This is a genomic window from Stutzerimonas nosocomialis (assembly GCF_005876855.1).
Classification (GTDB): domain Bacteria; phylum Pseudomonadota; class Gammaproteobacteria; order Pseudomonadales; family Pseudomonadaceae; genus Stutzerimonas; species Stutzerimonas nosocomialis.
This window is the reverse complement of record NZ_QLAE01000016.1, coordinates 49,059-66,316: the sequence shown is the minus strand read 5'-3', so window position 1 is coordinate 66,316 and position 17,258 is coordinate 49,059. Positions and strand designations below refer to the sequence as shown.

Here is a 17,258-nt window from a genome sequence, read left to right as displayed (position 1 = left end):
CAGTGGCCGAGAAGCAGGGCGATCCTGTCGAGGCCACGCGCTTGCGCCCATGGCGGAATTCAGAAGTTCAGGCCTTCAGGACAGGTCCCGGTCAGTGGTGATGGTGGTGGTGTTCGCCGGCGGGTGCCTGGTGGTCGCCCGTGGCCGGCGCGCCGTGGCCGATCAGCCAGTGCTGGTGCGGCCCGGGTAGTGTCCACAGGCCGAACAGGATCACCAGCACACCGCCAGCCACCCGGACGCGCCGCTTGCGCAGTACCGCCATCAGGCGCTCGGCGGCCAATCCGGTGGCCAGCAGCACGGGCCAGGTGCCGATACCGAAGGCAAGCATCAGCAGGGCGCTTTCCCAGGCATCGCCCTGGCTGGCCGACCACAGCAGCGTGCTGTAGACCAGGCCGCAGGGCAGCCAGCCCCAGAGGGCGCCGAGCAGCAGCGCGCGGGGCAGGGTCCTGACGGGCATCAACCGGCTGGCCACCGGTCGCAGGTGTTTCCACAGCCCCCGCCCCAGCGTCTCGATACGGGTCAGCCCGTTCCACCAGCCAGCCAGGTACAGTCCCATCGCGATGAGCAGAAGCGCGGCCACGACCCGCATGGCCATCGCGGCAGGACTGTTGGATACCGCCCAGCCGGCCAGGCCGACCAGCAGCCCGGCGGCAGCGTAGCTGAGCACTCGACCCAGGTTGTAGCCCACCAGCAGGCGCAGCCGCCTGCTGCGCTGCTCGGCCGGTATGCCCAGGGTCAGGGCGCCCATCAGGCCTCCGCACATGCCCAGGCAGTGCCCGCCACCGAGCAGGCCGAGCACGAACGCCGAGACCAGCAAGGGAAGCAGTTCAATCACGGTGGCGCTCGTCCGCTGGGGTGTCGCCGTCTTCGGCCTGCTCGACGCCCGCCTTGTGCCGCGGGTCCTCGTCGTCGAACAGGATGCTGTGTGCCGGCCCTTCGAGGTCGTCGTACTGGCCGCTGTCGACGGCCCAGAAGAACACCCAGATCGCGATCGCGACCAGCACCACGGCGATGGGAATCAGGACATACAAGGCAGCCATGGCTACTCCGGGTTGATGGGGCCTGCCTGCGCAGGGGGCTCTGGATTCGCGGGGCGGTCAGTGGCGGGCGAGCCGCAGCGCATTGAAGACCACCAGCAGCGAGCTGATCGACATGCCCAGGGCCGCCCACAGCGGGGTGACCCAGCCCACGGCGGCGAAGGGCAGTACCAGGCCATTGTACAGGCTCGCCCAGGTGAGGTTTTCGACGATGATTCGCCGGCTGCGGCGGGCCACCGAGAATGCCTCGACCAGGCTGTCCAGGCGGTTGGACAGCAGCACCGCATCGGCGCTGGTCTTGGCCAGGTCGGTGGCCGAGCCCATCGCGACGCTGATGTCCGCCGCCGCCAGTACCGGGACGTCGTTGACCCCGTCGCCGAGCATCAGCACGCGATGCCCCCGGGCCTGCAGGGCCTGGACCCTGGCCAGCTTGTCGTCCGGCGTCAGGCCGCCTTCGGCCTGTTCGATGCCAAGCGACCGAGCCACGTGGCCGACCATCGGCGAGCTGTCGCCCGAGAGCAGCAGCGTCTGCCAGCCCTGGCGCCGGCAGGCTTCCAGCAGCGCGGGGGCGTCGTCGCGCAGTCGGTCATCGAGCACCAGCCAGGCCAGTGCGCCCTGCTCGTCGCCGAGCAGCAGCCATTGACCCTGATCGCCGGGTATCTGCGGGGCGGGCGCGCCATAACCGCGGGCGACGAAGGCGGGCTGGCCGATCCGCAGCCTGCGATCGCCGACACGTCCTTCGAGGCCGAGGCCCGGAACGCTTTCGACCTGGTCCGCCGCCAGTGGCGCCTGGCCGAACGCGCGGGCGATGGGGTGCTCGGAGCGGTTTTCCAGCGCGGCGGCCAGCGCCAGGCACTGATCGGCGTCCAGCGTGCCGAGCGGCAGCACCTGGCTGAGGTTCAGGCGGCCCTCGGTCAGGGTGCCGGTCTTGTCGAAGACCACCGTGTCGATCTGCCGGAGGCCTTCGAGCACGTGGCCACGGGTCAGCAGCAGCCCGAGCTTGTGCAGGGTGCCGGTGGCGGTGGTCAGCGCGGTCGGCGTGGCCAGCGAAAGGGCGCAGGGGCAGGTCGCCACCAGCAGGGCCAGCACGATCCAGAAGGCCCGCGAGGGGTCGATCTGCCACCACACGAACCCGACCACGGCGGCAACGCCGAGCACGATCAGCAGGAACCACTGCGCGACCCGGTCGGCCAGCTCGGCCAGCCGGGGCTTGTCGGCCTGGGCGCGCTCGAGCAGACGAACGATGGCCGACAGGCGCGTCTCGTCCCCCAGTGCCGCCACGCCGAGGGTCAGCGGGCCTTCGACGTTGAGCGTGCCCGCCGTCACCGTATCGCCGACCACGCGCGGTTGCGGCAGGTATTCGCCGGTCAGCACCGATTCGTCGACGCTCGACTGTCCGTCGAGGATCACCCCGTCGGCCGGTATCAGCGAGCCGGGCGTGACCAGGACGCGGTCGCCGATGCGCAGTTCGCTGAGCAGGATCCGGTGGCTCTGCCCGTCTTCGTCCAGCTTCAGGCAGGAGGTGGGCAGCAGGTTGACCAGCTGCGCCGTCGCCGATGCGGTGCGTTCCCGGGCGCGGCGTTCGAGGTAGCGTCCGGCCAGCAGGAAGAGTGCGAACATGCCGACCGCATCGAAATACAGCTCGCCATGGCCGGTCACCGTCGACCAGATGCCCGCCACGTAGGCGCCGCCGATGGCCAGTGACACCGAGACGTCCATCGTCAGGTGGCGGGTACGCAGGTCGCGGACCGCGCCCTTGAAGAAATCGGTGCAGCAATAGAACACGATCGGCGTGGTGAGCAGCAGCGCGGTCCAGCGCAGGATGCGGTCCATGCCCGCCGACAGGTCGAGGTTGAATTCCGGCCAGGTCGCCATGCTCGCCATCATCACCTGCATCCAGAGCAGCCCGGTGACGCCGAGCTGGCGCATCGCCCGGCGGTTTTCCCGGGCGATGCGTTCGGCGGCCTGGTCGGCCTGATAGGGGTGGGCGGCGTAGCCGATTCGGCGCAACTCGCCGAGCAGTTCGCTGAGCGGCAGGCGGGCATCGCTCCAGCGCACCTGCAGGCGGTGGTTGGACAGGTTGAGGCTCGCCTCGGCCACGCCGTCCAGGCCGCGCAGGTGGCGTTCGATCAGCCAGCCGCAGGCGGCGCAGCTGATGCCTTCGATGTGCAGGGCGGTGCTGGCCAGTTCCCCGTCATGACGGACGAACGGTTCCTGCACATCGGCGCGGTCGTACAGCCGGAGTTCATCGCTGAGCGCCTGGGGCAGGGCCTGGGGGTTGGCCGAGGTTTCGCTGCGGTGCTGGTAATAGCTTTCCAGGCCGCCCTCGACGATCGCTTCGGCGACCGCCTGGCAGCCCGGACAGCACATGTCGCGGGGCTCACCGAGAACGGTGGCGGTGAAACGGCTACCCGCGGGTACCGGCAACCCGCAGTGGTAGCAGGGCAGAGGTGTCGCCATCAGCCCTTGCTCAATGGTTCAGTTCGAGCAGCTTGCCGGGTTCGATGGTCATTTCCTCGAACAGACGCCATTCCTGGTCGCCTTCGCGCCCCAGCAGCTCGACGAAGCGCCGTCCCGTGACCGCATCCTGCATGTGGCCCTGGTAGATGCCCTCGCCCTGGGGTTGCAGCACGACGCGGCGGTCGCGCTCCGGCTGGGTCGGGGAAATCAGGTTGAGGACCAGCTGCTGCGGCCGGCTGACGCCCGACAGCTGAAGTTCGGCAATGCCGGCGTCGTCGTTGAACGTCAGCTGTGCGTTCATCTGCAGGCGCGTGGCGAAGGTTTCGCGTTCCAGCGACTGGTTGATCCCCTTGCCGGCATCGTAGTAGTTGTCGGAAACCAGCGAGTCGGAATTGCGAATCGCGATGGTCAGCAGCGACAGGCCCAGCACCACGGCGAAGACCAGAATGGCGATGACGAACCAGGCCCAGGGTTGGGTGTACCAGCGGGTGACTTGAGTATCGGTATGCATGCGGTGCCTGTTAGCGGACGCTGGGGCCGATGAAACGGCTGTCGGCGTCGTCGGTGATGGAATCGTCGTCTGCCGACTGGATGTGGAAGACGATCTTGTTGGTGCTCGAGGGTAGTTTTTCCGGCGGAACCGACAACCCCACCGGGATCGTCAGCTGCTCGCCTGCGGCGAGGCGCACTTCCTTGCGGCCGTGGTAGACCAGGCCTTCCAGGCCGGATGCGTCGATCACCACCGTCTGCTCGTGCTGCGCCTTGTTCATCAGCTTGAGGGTGTAGACGTTCTCGATGTTGCCGTCCTGGTTCTCGCGGAACAGGACGCGGTCCTTGCTGACGTCCAGCTTGACCAGCGGGCGCTCGACGATGGCGAAGGCGAACAGCCCCATCATCACCAGCAGGGCGATGGCGTAGCCGATCAGGCGCGGGCGCAGCAGGCGGGTCTTCTGTCCGGAGAGGTTGTGCTCGGTGGTGTAGCTGATCAACCCCTTCGGGTAGTTCATCTTTTCCATGATGGTGTCGCAGGCGTCGATGCAGGCGGCGCAGCCGATGCATTCGATCTGCAGCCCGTCGCGGATGTCGATGCCGGTCGGGCAGACCTGGACGCACATGGTGCAGTCGATGCAGTCACCCAGGCCCATGGCCTTGTAATCGGCGTCCTTCTTGCGCGGCCCCCGGCGTTCGCCACGGCGCGGGTCGTAGGAGACGATCAGGGTGTCCTTGTCGAACATCACGCTCTGGAAGCGTGCGTAGGGGCACATGTAGATGCAGACCTGCTCGCGCAGGTAGCCCGCGTTGCCGTAGGTGGCGAGGGTGAAGAAGCCGACCCAGAACAGCGCCCAGCCGCCCGCCTGCAGCGTGAACAGCTCGGGGATCAGCTCGCGAATGGGTGTGAAGTAGCCGACGAAGGTGATCGCGGTCGCCAGGGAAACGGCCAGCCAGATCGCGTGCTTGGCGGCCTTGCGGCTGAACTTCCTGGCACTCATGGGTGCCTTGTCCAGCTTCATGCGCTGGTTGCGATCGCCCTCGGTGACCTTTTCCGCCCACATGAATACCCAGGTGAACACGCTCTGCGGGCAGGTGTAGCCGCACCAGACGCGCCCGGCGAAGACGGTGATGAAGAACAGGCCGAAGGCGGCGATGATCAGAAGGGCCGAAAGCAGGATGAAGTCCTGTGGCCAGAAGGTGGCGCCGAAGATGTAGAACTTGCGCTCGGGCAGGTTCCACCAGACCGCTTGCCGGCCTTCCCAGGTCAGCCAGACGGTACCGAAGTAGAGGATGAAGAGGGCGGCGCCACCGAATCGGCGAAGGTTGCGAAACAGGCCGGTGAACGCGCGGGTGTAGATCTTTTCACGCTGTGCGTACAGGTCGACGGAGCCGTCGACCTGACGCGGGGCAGTGACATCTCGAACGGGAATCTGCTCAGTCATTCGTTGCGTACCACGGCATTGGGTAGGTGTCCCGGCCGATACGTGCCGACCGGGATCTCTTCTGACTTGGCTGCGTATGGTACGCCCCGGGGGAGGGGGTCAGGTGCGACAGGTCGTCGCCCCTGGCTTACTCGTTCTCCGGTTGCCGAGACAGGCTGTAGACGTAGGCGGCCAGCAGGTGAACCTTGTCGTTGCCAAGGTGCTGTTCCTGGGCCGGCATGTGTCCGTTACGACCATAGCGAAGGGTCTGCTGGACCTGGCCGAAGCTCGAGCCGTAGAGCCATACGCGGTCGGTCAGGTTCGGTGCGCCCATGGCCTGGGTACCCTTGCCTTCGGCGCCATGGCACACGGCGCAGTTGGCAGCGAAGATTTCCTGGCCCTTGGCCATGTCGACCTGGATACCTTCGGGATTTTCCAGGCCCGAGAGGCTGCGCACGTAGCCGGTCACGTTGCGGATGCCTTCTTCGCCGATCACATCGAGCCAGGCCGGCATCGCCGCCTGACGGCCGCCCATGATGGTGGCCTTGATGGTTTCGGGCTCGCCGCCCCACAGCCACTCGTCGTCGGTCAGGTTGGGGAAGCCATAGGCGCCGCGGGCGTCCGAGCCGTGGCAGACGGCACAGTTGGACGCGAAGAGGCGACCGCCCATGCGCAGGGCCTGTTCGTCTTGGGCGACTTCCTCGATGGGCATGGCCGCGTACTTGGCGAACAGCGGGCCGTACTGCGCCTCGGCGCGAGCGACTTCCTTCTCCCACTGGTGGACACCGGTCCAGCCCTGCTCGCCGGTCTCGAAGGCGACTTTCGCCTGGCCGTCGAGGTACTGGTAGCCGGGCAGGATGCCTTTCCAGTTACCCAGGCCCGGGTAGAGCACCAGGTAGCCGAGGGCGAAGATCACGGTGGCGACGAACAGCATGAACCACCACTTGGGCAGTGGGTTGTCGTATTCCTCGATACCGTCGAAGGCATGGCCTACGGTTTCGTCGGTGCTGTCGTTACGCTGTCCCTTGCGCGTGGCGAACAGCAGCCAGACCAGGGCCGCGATGGTGCCCAGCGTCAGCAGAGTGACGTACCAACTCCAAAACAAGCTCATTTGTTCTTACTCCTGGAAGCTTCTTCATCAGGCTTCTTGGCGTCGGTCTCGTCCGCGAAGGGCAGGTTTGCAGCGTCATCGAAGCTACTTTTGCGCTTGCTGCTGTATGCCCAGAGCACGACGCCGATGAATGCGACAAAGACCAGCACTGTGCCCAGGCCGCGGAGAGTTCCGATATCCATCATGAATTACCGTTTGTTGGTGAGCGCGGTGCCGAGCACCTGCAGGTAAGCGACGAGGGCGTCCATTTCGGTCTTGCCCCTCACGGCATCCCGTGCGCCTGCGATGTCTTCCTCGGTGTAAGGGACACCGAGCGAGCGCAAAGCTTCCATCTTCCTGGCGGTGTTCCGGCCGTCGAGGGTGTGCTCGACCAGCCAGGGGTAGGACGGCATCTTCGACTCGGGCACCACGTTGCGCGGGTTGTAGAGGTGCGCGCGGTGCCAGTCGTCGGAGTAGCGTCCGCCGACGCGGGCCAGGTCCGGACCGGTACGCTTGGAGCCCCACAGGAACGGATGGTCGTAGACGCTCTCGCCGGCGACCGAGTAGTGGCCGTAGCGCTCGGTCTCGGCGCGGAACGGACGGACCATCTGCGAGTGGCAGCCGACGCAGCCTTCGCGGATGTAGATGTCACGCCCTTCGAGCTGCATGGCGGTGTAAGGCATCATGCCTTCGACCGGTTCGTTGACCGCGTCCTGGAAGAACAGCGGGACGATCTGGGTGAGACCGCCGATGCTGACCGCCAGGATCATGAACAGGGTCAGCAGGCCAATGTTCTTTTCTACTTTTTCGTGTTGCTTCATTTCCCGTCAGCTCCTCAGGCGATCTGCGCCGCGGCGTCGTATTCGGCCGGCTTGGCGGCCCGTACGGTGCGCCAGGTGTTGTAGGCCATCAGCAGCATGCCGGTGAGGAAGAACGCACCACCGATCATGCGCACCACGAAGCCGGGATGGCTGGCTTCCAGTGCTTCTACGAACGAGTAGGTCAGGGTGCCGTCCTCGTTGACCGCGCGCCACATCAGGCCCTGGGTGATGCCGTTGACCCACATCGAGGCGATGTAGAGCACGGTGCCGATGGTGGCCAGCCAGAAGTGCGCGTTGATCAGGCCGACGCTGTGCATCTGCACACGACCGAACACCTTGGGAATCAGGTGATACATCGAGCCGATGGTGATCATCGCGACCCAGCCGAGGGCGCCGGCGTGTACGTGGCCGATGGTCCAGTCGGTGTAGTGGGACAGAGCATTGACGGTCTTGATGGCCATCATCGGGCCTTCGAAGGTGGACATGCCGTAGAAGGCCAGCGACACCACCAGAAAGCGCAGGATCGGGTCGGTGCGCAACTTATGCCAGGCGCCCGAGAGCGTCATCATGCCGTTGATCATGCCGCCCCAGCTCGGTGCCAGGAGGATGATCGACATTACCATGCCCAGGCTCTGAGCCCAGTCGGGCAGAGCGGTGTAGTGCAGGTGGTGCGGGCCGGCCCAGATGTATACCGAGATCAGCGCCCAGAAGTGGACGATCGACAGGCGGTAGGAGTAGATCGGGCGTTCGGCCTGCTTCGGCACGAAGTAGTACATCATCCCGAGGAAGCCGGCGGTCAGGAAGAAGCCCACCGCGTTGTGGCCGTACCACCACTGCACCATGGCGTCGGTCGCACCCGAGTAGATCGAGTAGGACTTGAACCAGGTGACCGGCACTTCCAGGTTGTTGACGATGTGCAGCATCGCCACGGTGGCGATGAAGGCACCGAAGAACCAGTTGCCGACGTAGATGTGCTTGACCTTGCGCTTGGCGATGGTGCCGAAGAACACCAGGGCATAGCTGACCCAGACGATGGTGATCAGGATGTCGATCGGCCATTCCAGCTCGGCGTATTCCTTGGAGGAGGTGTAGCCCAGCGGCAGGGTGATCACCGCGAGGATGATGACCGCTTGCCAGCCCCAGAAGGTGAAGGCAGCCAGACCGTCCGAGATCAGGCGGGTCTGCGACGTGCGCTGCACCACGTAATACGAGGTGGCGAACAGGGCGCAACCGCCGAAGGCGAAGATCACGGCATTGGTGTGCAAGGGACGCAGACGGCCGAAGCTTGTCCACGGCAGATCGAGGTTGAGCTCCGGCCACACGAGTTGTGCGGCGATGAACACACCTAGACCCATCCCGATGATTCCCCAAACCACCGTCATGATGGCGAACTGGCGAACCACTTTATAGTTATAAGCAGTCTGACTGATTGCTGTGCTCATACAGGGTTCCACGCTAATGGCATTTCGAAGGCAAAAAACGGCGGCAAGTATGAGGAAAGCAGGGGGGCATTGCAAACGGCGCCGATGCTCCATCTTCCCGCGCAGACCCTGTGCTAGAAGCCTGAATCGGCTGGGCTCGACGAAAACCGGAAGCAGCTGTCAGGGCAGATGCGGCGACGCTTTTTGCAAGTGCCTGAAGTCCGCGGCAGGGGCGAGCGCAGTCGGTTCAACGGCCTGAGTGCGCTATCCATGCGGTCACAGGGTTGATACACACCAGTCTGGTGCGAAGAAGTGAAAGGTTTCGCCTTGTCGTTGGGTGTCAGGCAGTCGGCGAATTGGGCGGAAGCTTAGGGCTACGGCGGGGGACGGGGAAGGGCAGTTGGTCGGAGCGTCCTGCGGCACATGGTCGCAGAGCGCTCCGGGGCGGCGGCGTGGAGTCCGCCGCGGCAGATCAGCGCGTGGCCAAGTCTGCCTGTTGTTGCGACAGGCTGTAAACGTAGGCGGCCAGCAGATGGACCTTGTCGTTGCCCAGGTGCTGTTCCTGCGCAGGCATCTGGCCGTTGCGTCCGTGGCGGATGGTCTGCTGCAGTTGGGCGAGGCTCGAGCCGTAGATCCAGCCGCCGGGCTGCGTCAGGCTGGGGGCGCCCATCATCGGCATGCCTTCGCCGCCGGCGCCGTGGCAGGCGGCGCAGTTGCCGGCATAGACCTGCTTGCCCGCCGCGAGGTCGACCTGCGTGCCTTCGGGCAATGCCAGGCCGCCCAGGTCCTGCCGCACGTAGGCCGCTACGTTCTTCACGCCGTCTTCGCCGATCACCGACAACCACGCCGGCATGGCGGCGGTGCGTCCGTGAAGGATCGAGGCCTTGATCGTCTCGGCATCGCCACCCCAGCGCCAGTGGCCGTCGGTCAGGTCCGGGAAGCCGACCGCGCCGCGGGCGTCCGACCCATGGCAGACCGCGCAGTGGTTGGCGAACAGGCGGCCACCCATCTTCAGGGCCTGGTCGTCATGCGCGACCTCGGCGACCGACATGGCGGCGTAGCGGGCGAAGATCGGGCCGTACAGGCCGTCGGCCTTGGCCACTTCGCGCTGCCACTGGGCTTCCTGCGTCCAGCCGTTCTCGTAGCCGGGGAAGATCCCTTTCCAGTTGCCCAGCCCCGGATAAAGGATCAGGTAGCCCACGCCGAACACCAAGGTCCCGAGGAACAGCATGAACCACCACTTGGGCAGCGGGTTGTCGTATTCCTCGATGCCGTCGAAGGCGTGGCCCATGGTCTGATCGGTGGTGCCCTGGGACTCGCCCCGGCGCGTCGCGAAGATCAGCCAGAACAGGGCCACGAGTGTGCCCAGCGTCAGCAGGGTGACGTAAACACTCCAGAAAGCGCTCATGTAGTACTCCTGGCGGTCTGTCTCCAGCCCGCCCGCGATTGATTTTGCTGACGGCGCCATGGCGCCGGTCGGTGGAACGGTGCGAGCCGATCAGCGCTTGTTGGTCAGCGCGGTGCCGAGCACCTGCAGGTAAGCGACGAGGGCGTCCATTTCGGTCTTGCCCCTCACGGCGTCCCGTGCGCCTGCGATGTCGTCATCGCTGTAGGGCACGCCAAGGGTGCGCAGGGCCTGCATCTTCCTGGCGGTGTCTTTCCCGTCGAGGGTGTGCTCGACCAGCCAGGGATAGGACGGCATCTTCGACTCGGGCACCACGTTGCGCGGGTTGTAGAGGTGCGCGCGGTGCCAGTCGTCGGAGTAGCGTCCGCCGACGCGGGCCAGGTCCGGACCGGTGCGCTTGGAGCCCCACAGGAACGGATGGTCGTAGACGCTCTCGCCGGCGACCGAGTAGTGGCCGTAGCGCTCGGTCTCGGCGCGGAACGGGCGAATCATCTGCGAGTGGCAGCCGACGCAGCCTTCGCGGATATAGATGTCACGCCCTTCGAGCTGCATGGCGGTGTAGGGCAGCATGCCCTCGACCGGCTCGTTGACCGCGTCCTGGAAGAACAGCGGGACGATCTGGGTGAGACCGCCGATGCTGACCGCCAGGATCATGAACAGGGTCAGCAGGCCGACGTTCTTTTCGAGTTTCTCGTGCTGTTTCATCTCTGCGTCCTCAGGCGATCTGCGCCGCGGCGTCGTATTCGGCCGGCTTGGCAGCCCGCACGGTGCGCCAGGTGTTGTAGGCCATCACCAGCATCCCGCTGAAGAAGATCGCGCCGCCGACCATGCGCACCACGAAGCCCGCGTGGCTGGCTTCCAGCGCCTCGACGAAGGAGTAGGTCAGGGTGCCGTCGTCGTTGACCGCGCGCCACATCAGGCCCTGGGTGATGCCGTTGACCCACATCGAGGCGATGTAGAGCACGGTGCCCACGGTGGAAAGCCAGAAATGGGTGTTGATCAGGCCGATGCTGTACATCCGCTCGCAGCCGAACACCTTGGGAATCAGGTGGTAGAGCGAACCGATGGAAATCATCGCGACCCAGCCGAGGGCGCCGGCGTGTACGTGGCCGATGGTCCAGTCGGTGTAGTGGGACAGGGCGTTGACGGTCTTGATGGCCATCATCGGGCCTTCGAAGGTGGACATGCCGTAGAACGCCAGCGACACCACCAGAAAGCGCAGGATCGGGTCGGTCCGCAACTTATGCCAGGCGCCCGAGAGCGTCATCATGCCGTTGATCATGCCGCCCCAGCTCGGTGCCAGGAGGATGATCGACATCACCATGCCCAGGCTCTGCGCCCAGTCGGGCAGGGCGGTGTAGTGCAGGTGGTGCGGACCGGCCCAGATGTAGACGGCGATCAGCGCCCAGAAGTGGACGATCGACAGGCGATAGGAATAGACCGGACGCTCGGCCTGTTTCGGCACGAAGTAGTACATCATCCCGAGGAAGCCGGCGGTCAGGAAGAAGCCCACCGCGTTATGACCGTACCACCACTGCACCATGGCATCGGTCGCGCCCGAATAGAGCGAGTACGACTTGGTCAGCGTCACCGGGATTTCCAGGTTGTTGACCACGTGCAGCAGCGCGACCGTCAGGATGAAGGCACCGAAGAACCAGTTGCCGACATAGATGTGCTTGACCTTGCGGGTCGCCAGGGTGCCGAAGAAGACCACCGCGTAACTGACCCAGACGATGGTGATCAGGATGTCGATCGGCCATTCCAGCTCGGCGTATTCCTTGGAGCTGGTCCAGCCCAGCGGCAGGCTGATGGCGGCCAGCACGATCACCGCTTGCCAGCCCCAGAAGGTGAAGGCGGCCAGGCCCGGTGCAAAGAGCCGCGTCTGGGAGGTACGCTGGACGGCATAGTAGGACGTGGCGAACAGCGCGCAACCGCCGAAGGCGAAGATGACCGCGTTGGTGTGCAACGGGCGCAGGCGGCCGAAGCTGGTCCACGGCAGGTCGAGGTTGAGGTCTGGCCACACGAGCTGTGCGGCGATGAAAACGCCGAGCCCCATCCCGACGATTCCCCACACCACCGTCATGATGGCGAATTGGCGGACCACCCGATAGTCGTAGGCGGTACTGGTTGCAGTGTTCATGTATGGGCTTCCATCCACGGTAGTGAGCAGATTTTGTTTCTTGTTACATAACGCGAGCGAAGCATGGAGAAAGGGTCGGTGAGCGGTATTGATCAGCGTCAATACAGGCAGGTGGAGCAAGGGCTGTGGAACCGCCCGCAAGGCGAGGCGAGGGCGACGCTGATACTCGCGCACGGCGCGGGCGCGCCGATGGACAGCCCGTTCATGGATGCCATCGCCGAACGGCTGGCGGCGCGTGCCATCGCGGTATTTCGCTTCGAATTCGCCTACATGGCGGCCCGGCGCGAGGACGGCAAGCGGCGCCCTCCCAACCCGCAGGCGCAGCTGCTCGAGCAATGGCGCAGCCTCTACGAGGCGGTGCGACGACAAACCGCAGGGCCGCTGGCGATCGGCGGCAAGTCGATGGGCGGGCGGATGGCCAGCCTGCTGGCCGACGAGCTGGAGCCGGCAGCGCTCGTCTGCCTGGGCTATCCGTTTCACCCGGCAGGGAAACCGGACAAGCCGCGCGTGGCGCACCTGGAGACGCTGAAGACGCGCGCGCTGATCGTGCAGGGGGAACGCGATGCCCTGGGCAATCGCGAGCAGGTACAGGGCTACCGGCTGGCCGACAGCATTCGACTGCACTGGCTGACGGCCGCGGACCACGACCTCAAGCCGCTGAAAAGCTCGGGTCTGACCCACCAGCAGCACCTGGACGCCGCCGCCGAGGCGGTGGCGCGGTTCCTGACCGAAGGCTGAGCCGCACGCGCGGTACGGGCTCGGGCGGCGTCAGCGGTTGAAACGCTCGACGAGGGAGAACTGCAGGTCGGCGGTGTGCGACAGGTCCTTGCTCAGCTGCGCGGTGTTCTGCGCCTCTCCCGAGGTCTGGTCGGCGAGCTGGGCGATGGTCGCGACGTTCTGGCTGATCTCGTCGGCCACTGCGCTCTGCTCTTCGGCGGCCGCGGCGATCTGGCTGGCCATGTTGGCGATGTTGTCCATCGCCTGGCTGATGCCCGACAGTGCCTGGTCGGCCAGGCGCACCTGCTCGACGCCATGATCGGCGTGGGCGCGCCCTGATTCGGTGGTGCCGACCGCGGTCTTGGCCTGATGCTGAAGGGCGGCGATCAGCTCGTGGATCTGCCCGGTCGCATCGGCGGTCCGCTTGGCCAGCTGGCGCACCTCGTCGGCGACCACCGCGAACCCACGGCCGCTGTCGCCGGCGCGCGCCGCTTCGATGGCCGCGTTCAGCGCCAGCAGGTTGGTCTGCTCGGCGATGCCTCGAATCACGTCCACCACGCTCCCGATCTGGTCGCTGTCGCGGGCCAGCTTGGTCACCGCCTCACGGGTCTCGCCGACCGATTCGGACAGTCGCTCGATCGCCTTGCGGGTTTCGCCGGAAATGCTCTGGCCCTGGGCGGTCAGGCGGCTGGCCTGCTGGGTCGCCTCGGCCGTATTGGCCACGTTGCCGGCGACTTCCTGGGTGGTGGAAGCCATCTGGGTGATCGCCGCCGCCATCTGCTCGGTTTCCTGGCGCTGGCGCGACAGTCCGGACGAGCAGTTCTGCGCCAGCCCTTCGGCCTGCTGGGCCTGGTTCTGGAGCTGCTCCGCGCTGTCCTGCAGCCGTGTCAGGCAGGTCTTGAGATGGGCTTCCTGGCTGATGATGGCCATCTCCAGTCGTGCCTCGACGCCGCGGCTGGTGGTGAACATCTTGGCGATCAGCGGGTCGGTGTTCGCCGCCGCGGTCAGGCGCAGCAGGCGGTTGATGCCTGCCTGTTGCCAGTGCAGGCCGACGAGGCCGAGGGGAACGGACAGCAGGGCGGCCAGCAGGAAGCCCCAGTAGTGGTCCTGCCAGGCGCCGATCATGAAGCCGATCTGGCTGATCAGAATGAATGGCAGCCACTTGGCCACCACCGGCAACCAGCGATCGCAGGCCGGAACCGCACCCTTGCCGGCGTTGATGCGCGCATAGAGCGCCTGGGCCCGGCTGACCTGCGCCGCGCTGGGCTTGGTGCGTACCGACTCGTAGCCGACGACCTTGCGGTTGTTGTCCAGCACGGGCGTGACGTAGGCGCTGACCCAGTAGTGGTCGCCGTTCTTGCGGCGGTTCTTGACGATGCCCATCCAGGGCTTGCCGTCCTTCAGGCGGCTCCACATGTGCTGGAACACCGCTGGCGGAACGTCGGGATGGCGCACGAGATTGTGCGGCGCTCCGATCAGCTCTTCCCGGGCGAAGCCGCTCACCTCGACGAAGATGTCGTTGCAGTAGGTGATCTGGCCCTTGAGGTCGGTCGTGGAAATCAGCCGCTGCTGTTCAGGAAAGGCATATTCGCGCTGGGACACGGGCTGGTTATTTCGCATGGGTAGTCACGCCTGGCAGGAAGGATTGATGCGCATACGCAGGCGTCTTTGCCGACTGCTGTCATATTCTCGACTTGCCTACAGGTTTCTTTAGGTTTGATTTCCGGATGCCGACAAACGAGCCGGATGCAGAAGGGATAAGACCAATTCCTGTTATTTCAATTGCTTATGAAGCGGCCGAGGTTATTGCACCCTTTTTCATCGAAGTGAAACGCCGGCGCTTTAACTTGGTGCTTGTTGAACGGCGTCACAAAACGCCTGCTGCGTCAGGAAAACGTCGTAACCGCCTGAAAATGCTGGAGAGTTAGATGAAAGCCAAATAACTGGCATTTTCCTTGCTCCAGCCATCATGCGCATCGGGCGTTGTGCGGGCCCGGGAAGGCCGATCCGGCGGGGCCGGATTCGATGGATACGTGCCAGGAGGGCGTCATGCGTATCAGCATCATGGGACTGGATTACCGCGCCGCGGTTTACGCGGGCTGCCTGTCTGCCAGGGGGCACTGGGTCGTAGGAGTCGACCACAGGCAGAACCGAGCGGATCTGCTCAATCGGGGGCCGGAGCCAGGGATGGAGGCGGGCCTCGGGGCATTGTTCGAGCACGGCAGGGAGGCCGGCCTGCTCAGCGGCACGACGGACGTGCAGGCAGCGGTGCTGGCAACGGAGCTGACCTTGATCTGTGAGGTGGCGGTGGATGACCAGGACGGTCAGGGTGAGGGAGCGATGGAGGCGGTGTGCAGGGAGGTGGGCGAGGTACTGCGCGACAAGGCGGCAAGGCACCGGCTGCTGTTGCGCAGCAGTGATCAGCCACGACGGGTGCTGGCGCGGTTGCTGCCGATTCTGGAGGCCAGTTCGGGCAAGCAGGCCGGTACCGATTTCGATATAGACGTAAGCGCGGACTACCGCTGTGACAGCGGAAGCAGGGCGTGAATCATCAGGATAGCGGGTGGCCGGGCAGCGATGCCGGGTGCCATCAGACGGCCAGCCAGGACGGTGCGATCGCAAGCACTCGGCTCCGGACCACCGGAGCTGACGGAAGGCTACCGACCTGTCGTCAGGGGGCCTGAACCTATTCGATCAAGCTCGAGGAGAGACGAAGATGATTCCAGTGATCTTGTCCGGCGGAAGTGGCTCGCGTCTTTGGCCGCTCTCGCGCAAACAGCATCCGAAGCAATTCCTCAAGCTGGTGGGTAACCACAGTCTGTTCCAGCAGACCGTCATGCGCCTCACTGCGCAGGGGCTGCAGGCCCCCATCGTGGTCTGCAACCAGGAACACCGTTTCATGATCAACGAGCAACTGACCGCGGTCGGCGCCGAAGCCCAGGGGCTGGTGCTCGAGCCGTTCGGCCGCAACACCGCGCCGGCCGTTGCGATGGTCGCGCTCAAGCTGGTGGCCGAGGGCCGCGACGACCTGCTGCTGGTGTCGCCGGCCGACCATGTCGTCAACGACGAAGCCGGGCTGCTGCAGGCCGTGCAGAACGCCGCCGCGGCTGCCGAGGCTGGCGAAATGGTGCTGTTCGGCGTGCCGGCGCAGCAGCCGGAGACCGGCTTCGGTTATATCCAGTGCGCGCCCGATGCCCGGCTCGGCGCCGGTATGCAGCGGGTCGCCCGCTTCGTCGAGAAACCCTCGCTGGAGGTCGCCCAGGCGTTCGTCGACAGCGGCGACTACTACTGGAACAGCGGCATGTTCCTGTTCCGCGCCAGCCGCTATCTCGAGGAGCTGCGCCGCTTCGAGCCGGACATCTACGAAACCTGCGCCCTGGCGTTCGAGAGCAGCGAGCAGGCCGGTAACACGCTGACCATCGCGTCTGCGGCGTTCGCCTGCTGCCCGGACAACTCGATCGATTACGCGGTGATGGAGCGGACCTCCCAGGCCAGCCTGATGCCGCTGGAAGCCGGCTGGAACGACGTGGGCAGCTGGTCCGCGCTCTGGGAGGTGCAGCCCAAGAACGAGGAGGGCAACGTGCTGCAGGGCGATGTGGTCGTCGACGACGCCCAGAACTGCCTGGCGCACGCCAATTCCAAGCTGGTCACACTGCTGGGCGTCGAGGACCTGGTGGTGGTCGAGACCAAGGATGCGGTCATGGTCGCCCACAAGGACCGCATGCAGGACGTCAAGCACCTGGTGCAGCGGCTCGATCAGGACCAGCGCACCGAAACCCAGTCCCACAGCCAGGTCTACCGCCCCTGGGGCGCCTATGACTCGGTGGACAACGGCCTGCGCCACCAGGTCAAGCGCATCACCGTGAAACCGGGCGCGAGCCTCTCGCTGCAGATGCACCACCACCGGGCCGAACACTGGATCGTGGTCTCCGGTATTGCCCAGGTGACCTGCGACGAGAAGGTCTTCCTGCTGACCGAAAACCAGTCGACCTACATTCCGGTGGCGTCGGTACACCGGCTCAGCAACCCGGGCAAGATTCCCCTGGAGATCATCGAGGTGCAGTCGGGCAGCTATCTCGGCGAGGACGACATCGAGCGGCTCGAGGACGTCTACGGCCGCACTGCGGAAAAGGTCGAGCCACCCCGGCTGGCTGCCGTCGTCAAATAACCCGCAAAAACATGCCGGCGCAGATTCCTGTGCCGGCATCGTCGCGCCCAGGCAAGGGCACCGAAATCCTGTGTGGCACGACGCCG

General features: G+C 65.4%; 17 protein-coding genes. 4 read left to right on the top strand and 13 right to left on the bottom strand.

What is annotated here, in order from left to right; translation table 11 throughout:
* Positions 1–91: 91 nt before the first annotated feature.
* The 12 genes from DN824_RS11885 to ccoN (DN824_RS11830) form a co-directional block, all read right to left on the bottom strand.
* Entirely contained in the window at positions 92–835 is a 744-nt protein-coding gene (locus tag DN824_RS11885; protein ID WP_138408615.1) for a sulfite exporter TauE/SafE family protein, read from the bottom strand.
* Positions 828–1,040: a cbb3-type cytochrome oxidase assembly protein CcoS gene (gene ccoS / locus DN824_RS11880; RefSeq protein WP_138408614.1), complete on the bottom strand. Its 213-nt coding sequence runs from the start codon at positions 1,038–1,040 to the stop codon at positions 828–830. The genes DN824_RS11885 and ccoS overlap by 8 nt, the downstream gene beginning before the upstream one ends.
* 57 nt (positions 1,041–1,097) lie before the next feature.
* Positions 1,098–3,497 carry a heavy metal translocating P-type ATPase gene (locus tag DN824_RS11875; RefSeq protein ID WP_138408613.1) on the bottom strand — a complete coding sequence of 800 codons (2,400 nt, stop codon included), beginning with the start codon at positions 3,495–3,497 and terminating at the stop codon, positions 1,098–1,100.
* Between the two features lie 10 nt (positions 3,498–3,507).
* Positions 3,508–4,008, bottom strand: coding sequence for a FixH family protein (locus DN824_RS11870; protein ID WP_138408612.1), 501 nt, complete (start codon positions 4,006–4,008; stop codon positions 3,508–3,510).
* A gap of 10 nt (positions 4,009–4,018) precedes the next feature.
* Positions 4,019–5,431, bottom strand: coding sequence for a cytochrome c oxidase accessory protein CcoG (gene ccoG, locus DN824_RS11865; RefSeq protein WP_138408611.1), 1,413 nt, complete (start codon positions 5,429–5,431; stop codon positions 4,019–4,021).
* Between the two features lie 127 nt (positions 5,432–5,558).
* Positions 5,559–6,521 carry a cytochrome-c oxidase, cbb3-type subunit III gene (gene ccoP / locus DN824_RS11860; protein ID WP_138408610.1) on the bottom strand — a complete coding sequence of 321 codons (963 nt, stop codon included), beginning with the start codon at positions 6,519–6,521 and terminating at the stop codon, positions 5,559–5,561.
* Positions 6,518–6,703 (bottom strand): cbb3-type cytochrome oxidase subunit 3, encoded by a 186-nt coding sequence (locus DN824_RS11855; protein WP_138408609.1) that lies wholly within the window; start codon positions 6,701–6,703, stop codon positions 6,518–6,520. The genes ccoP (DN824_RS11860) and DN824_RS11855 overlap by 4 nt, the downstream gene beginning before the upstream one ends.
* Before the next feature lie 6 nt (positions 6,704–6,709).
* Positions 6,710–7,321, bottom strand: coding sequence for a cytochrome-c oxidase, cbb3-type subunit II (gene ccoO / locus DN824_RS11850; protein ID WP_138408608.1), 612 nt, complete (start codon positions 7,319–7,321; stop codon positions 6,710–6,712).
* 14 nt (positions 7,322–7,335) lie between these two features.
* Positions 7,336–8,763: a cytochrome-c oxidase, cbb3-type subunit I gene (ccoN, locus tag DN824_RS11845; RefSeq protein WP_138408607.1), complete on the bottom strand. Its 1,428-nt coding sequence runs from the start codon at positions 8,761–8,763 to the stop codon at positions 7,336–7,338.
* Between the two features lie 451 nt (positions 8,764–9,214).
* Positions 9,215–10,150, bottom strand: coding sequence for a cytochrome-c oxidase, cbb3-type subunit III (gene ccoP / locus DN824_RS11840; protein WP_138408606.1), 936 nt, complete (start codon positions 10,148–10,150; stop codon positions 9,215–9,217).
* A 90-nt stretch (positions 10,151–10,240) separates the two neighbouring features.
* The gene (gene ccoO, locus DN824_RS11835) at positions 10,241–10,852 is read right to left on the bottom strand and encodes a cytochrome-c oxidase, cbb3-type subunit II (protein WP_138408605.1); all 612 of its coding nucleotides are present in this window, start codon (positions 10,850–10,852) and stop codon (positions 10,241–10,243) included.
* A 10-nt stretch (positions 10,853–10,862) separates the two neighbouring features.
* A complete protein-coding gene (gene ccoN / locus DN824_RS11830) occupies positions 10,863–12,287 on the bottom strand; it encodes a cytochrome-c oxidase, cbb3-type subunit I (RefSeq protein ID WP_138408604.1) in 1,425 nt (474 codons plus the stop codon).
* 63 nt (positions 12,288–12,350) lie between these two features.
* Here ccoN (DN824_RS11830) and DN824_RS11825 point away from each other — a divergent pair, with 63 nt between their 5' ends.
* Entirely contained in the window at positions 12,351–13,025 is a 675-nt protein-coding gene (locus DN824_RS11825) for an alpha/beta family hydrolase (protein WP_138408603.1), read from the top strand.
* Positions 13,026–13,055: 30 nt separating this feature from the next.
* On the opposite strand, the gene DN824_RS11820 is transcribed toward DN824_RS11825, so the two are convergent.
* Complete coding sequence (locus tag DN824_RS11820) at positions 13,056–14,624, bottom strand: methyl-accepting chemotaxis protein (RefSeq protein WP_138408602.1); 1,569 nt, start codon at positions 14,622–14,624, stop codon at positions 13,056–13,058.
* Between the two features lie 107 nt (positions 14,625–14,731).
* On the opposite strand from DN824_RS11820, the gene DN824_RS11815 reads away from it, so the two are divergent.
* The 3 genes from DN824_RS11815 (at position 14,732) to DN824_RS11805 (ending at position 17,172) form a co-directional block, all read left to right on the top strand.
* On the top strand, positions 14,732–14,932 hold the full coding sequence (locus DN824_RS11815; RefSeq protein ID WP_138408601.1) for a hypothetical protein: 201 nt from the start codon (positions 14,732–14,734) through the stop codon (positions 14,930–14,932).
* Positions 14,933–15,053: 121 nt separating this feature from the next.
* Positions 15,054–15,551, top strand: a complete 498-nt coding sequence (locus tag DN824_RS11810; protein ID WP_158295382.1) for a Rossmann-fold NAD(P)-binding domain-containing protein — start codon at positions 15,054–15,056, stop codon at positions 15,549–15,551.
* A gap of 169 nt (positions 15,552–15,720) precedes the next feature.
* Positions 15,721–17,172, top strand: coding sequence for a mannose-1-phosphate guanylyltransferase/mannose-6-phosphate isomerase (locus DN824_RS11805; RefSeq protein WP_138408599.1), 1,452 nt, complete (start codon positions 15,721–15,723; stop codon positions 17,170–17,172).
* Positions 17,173–17,258: the final 86 nt, after the last annotated feature.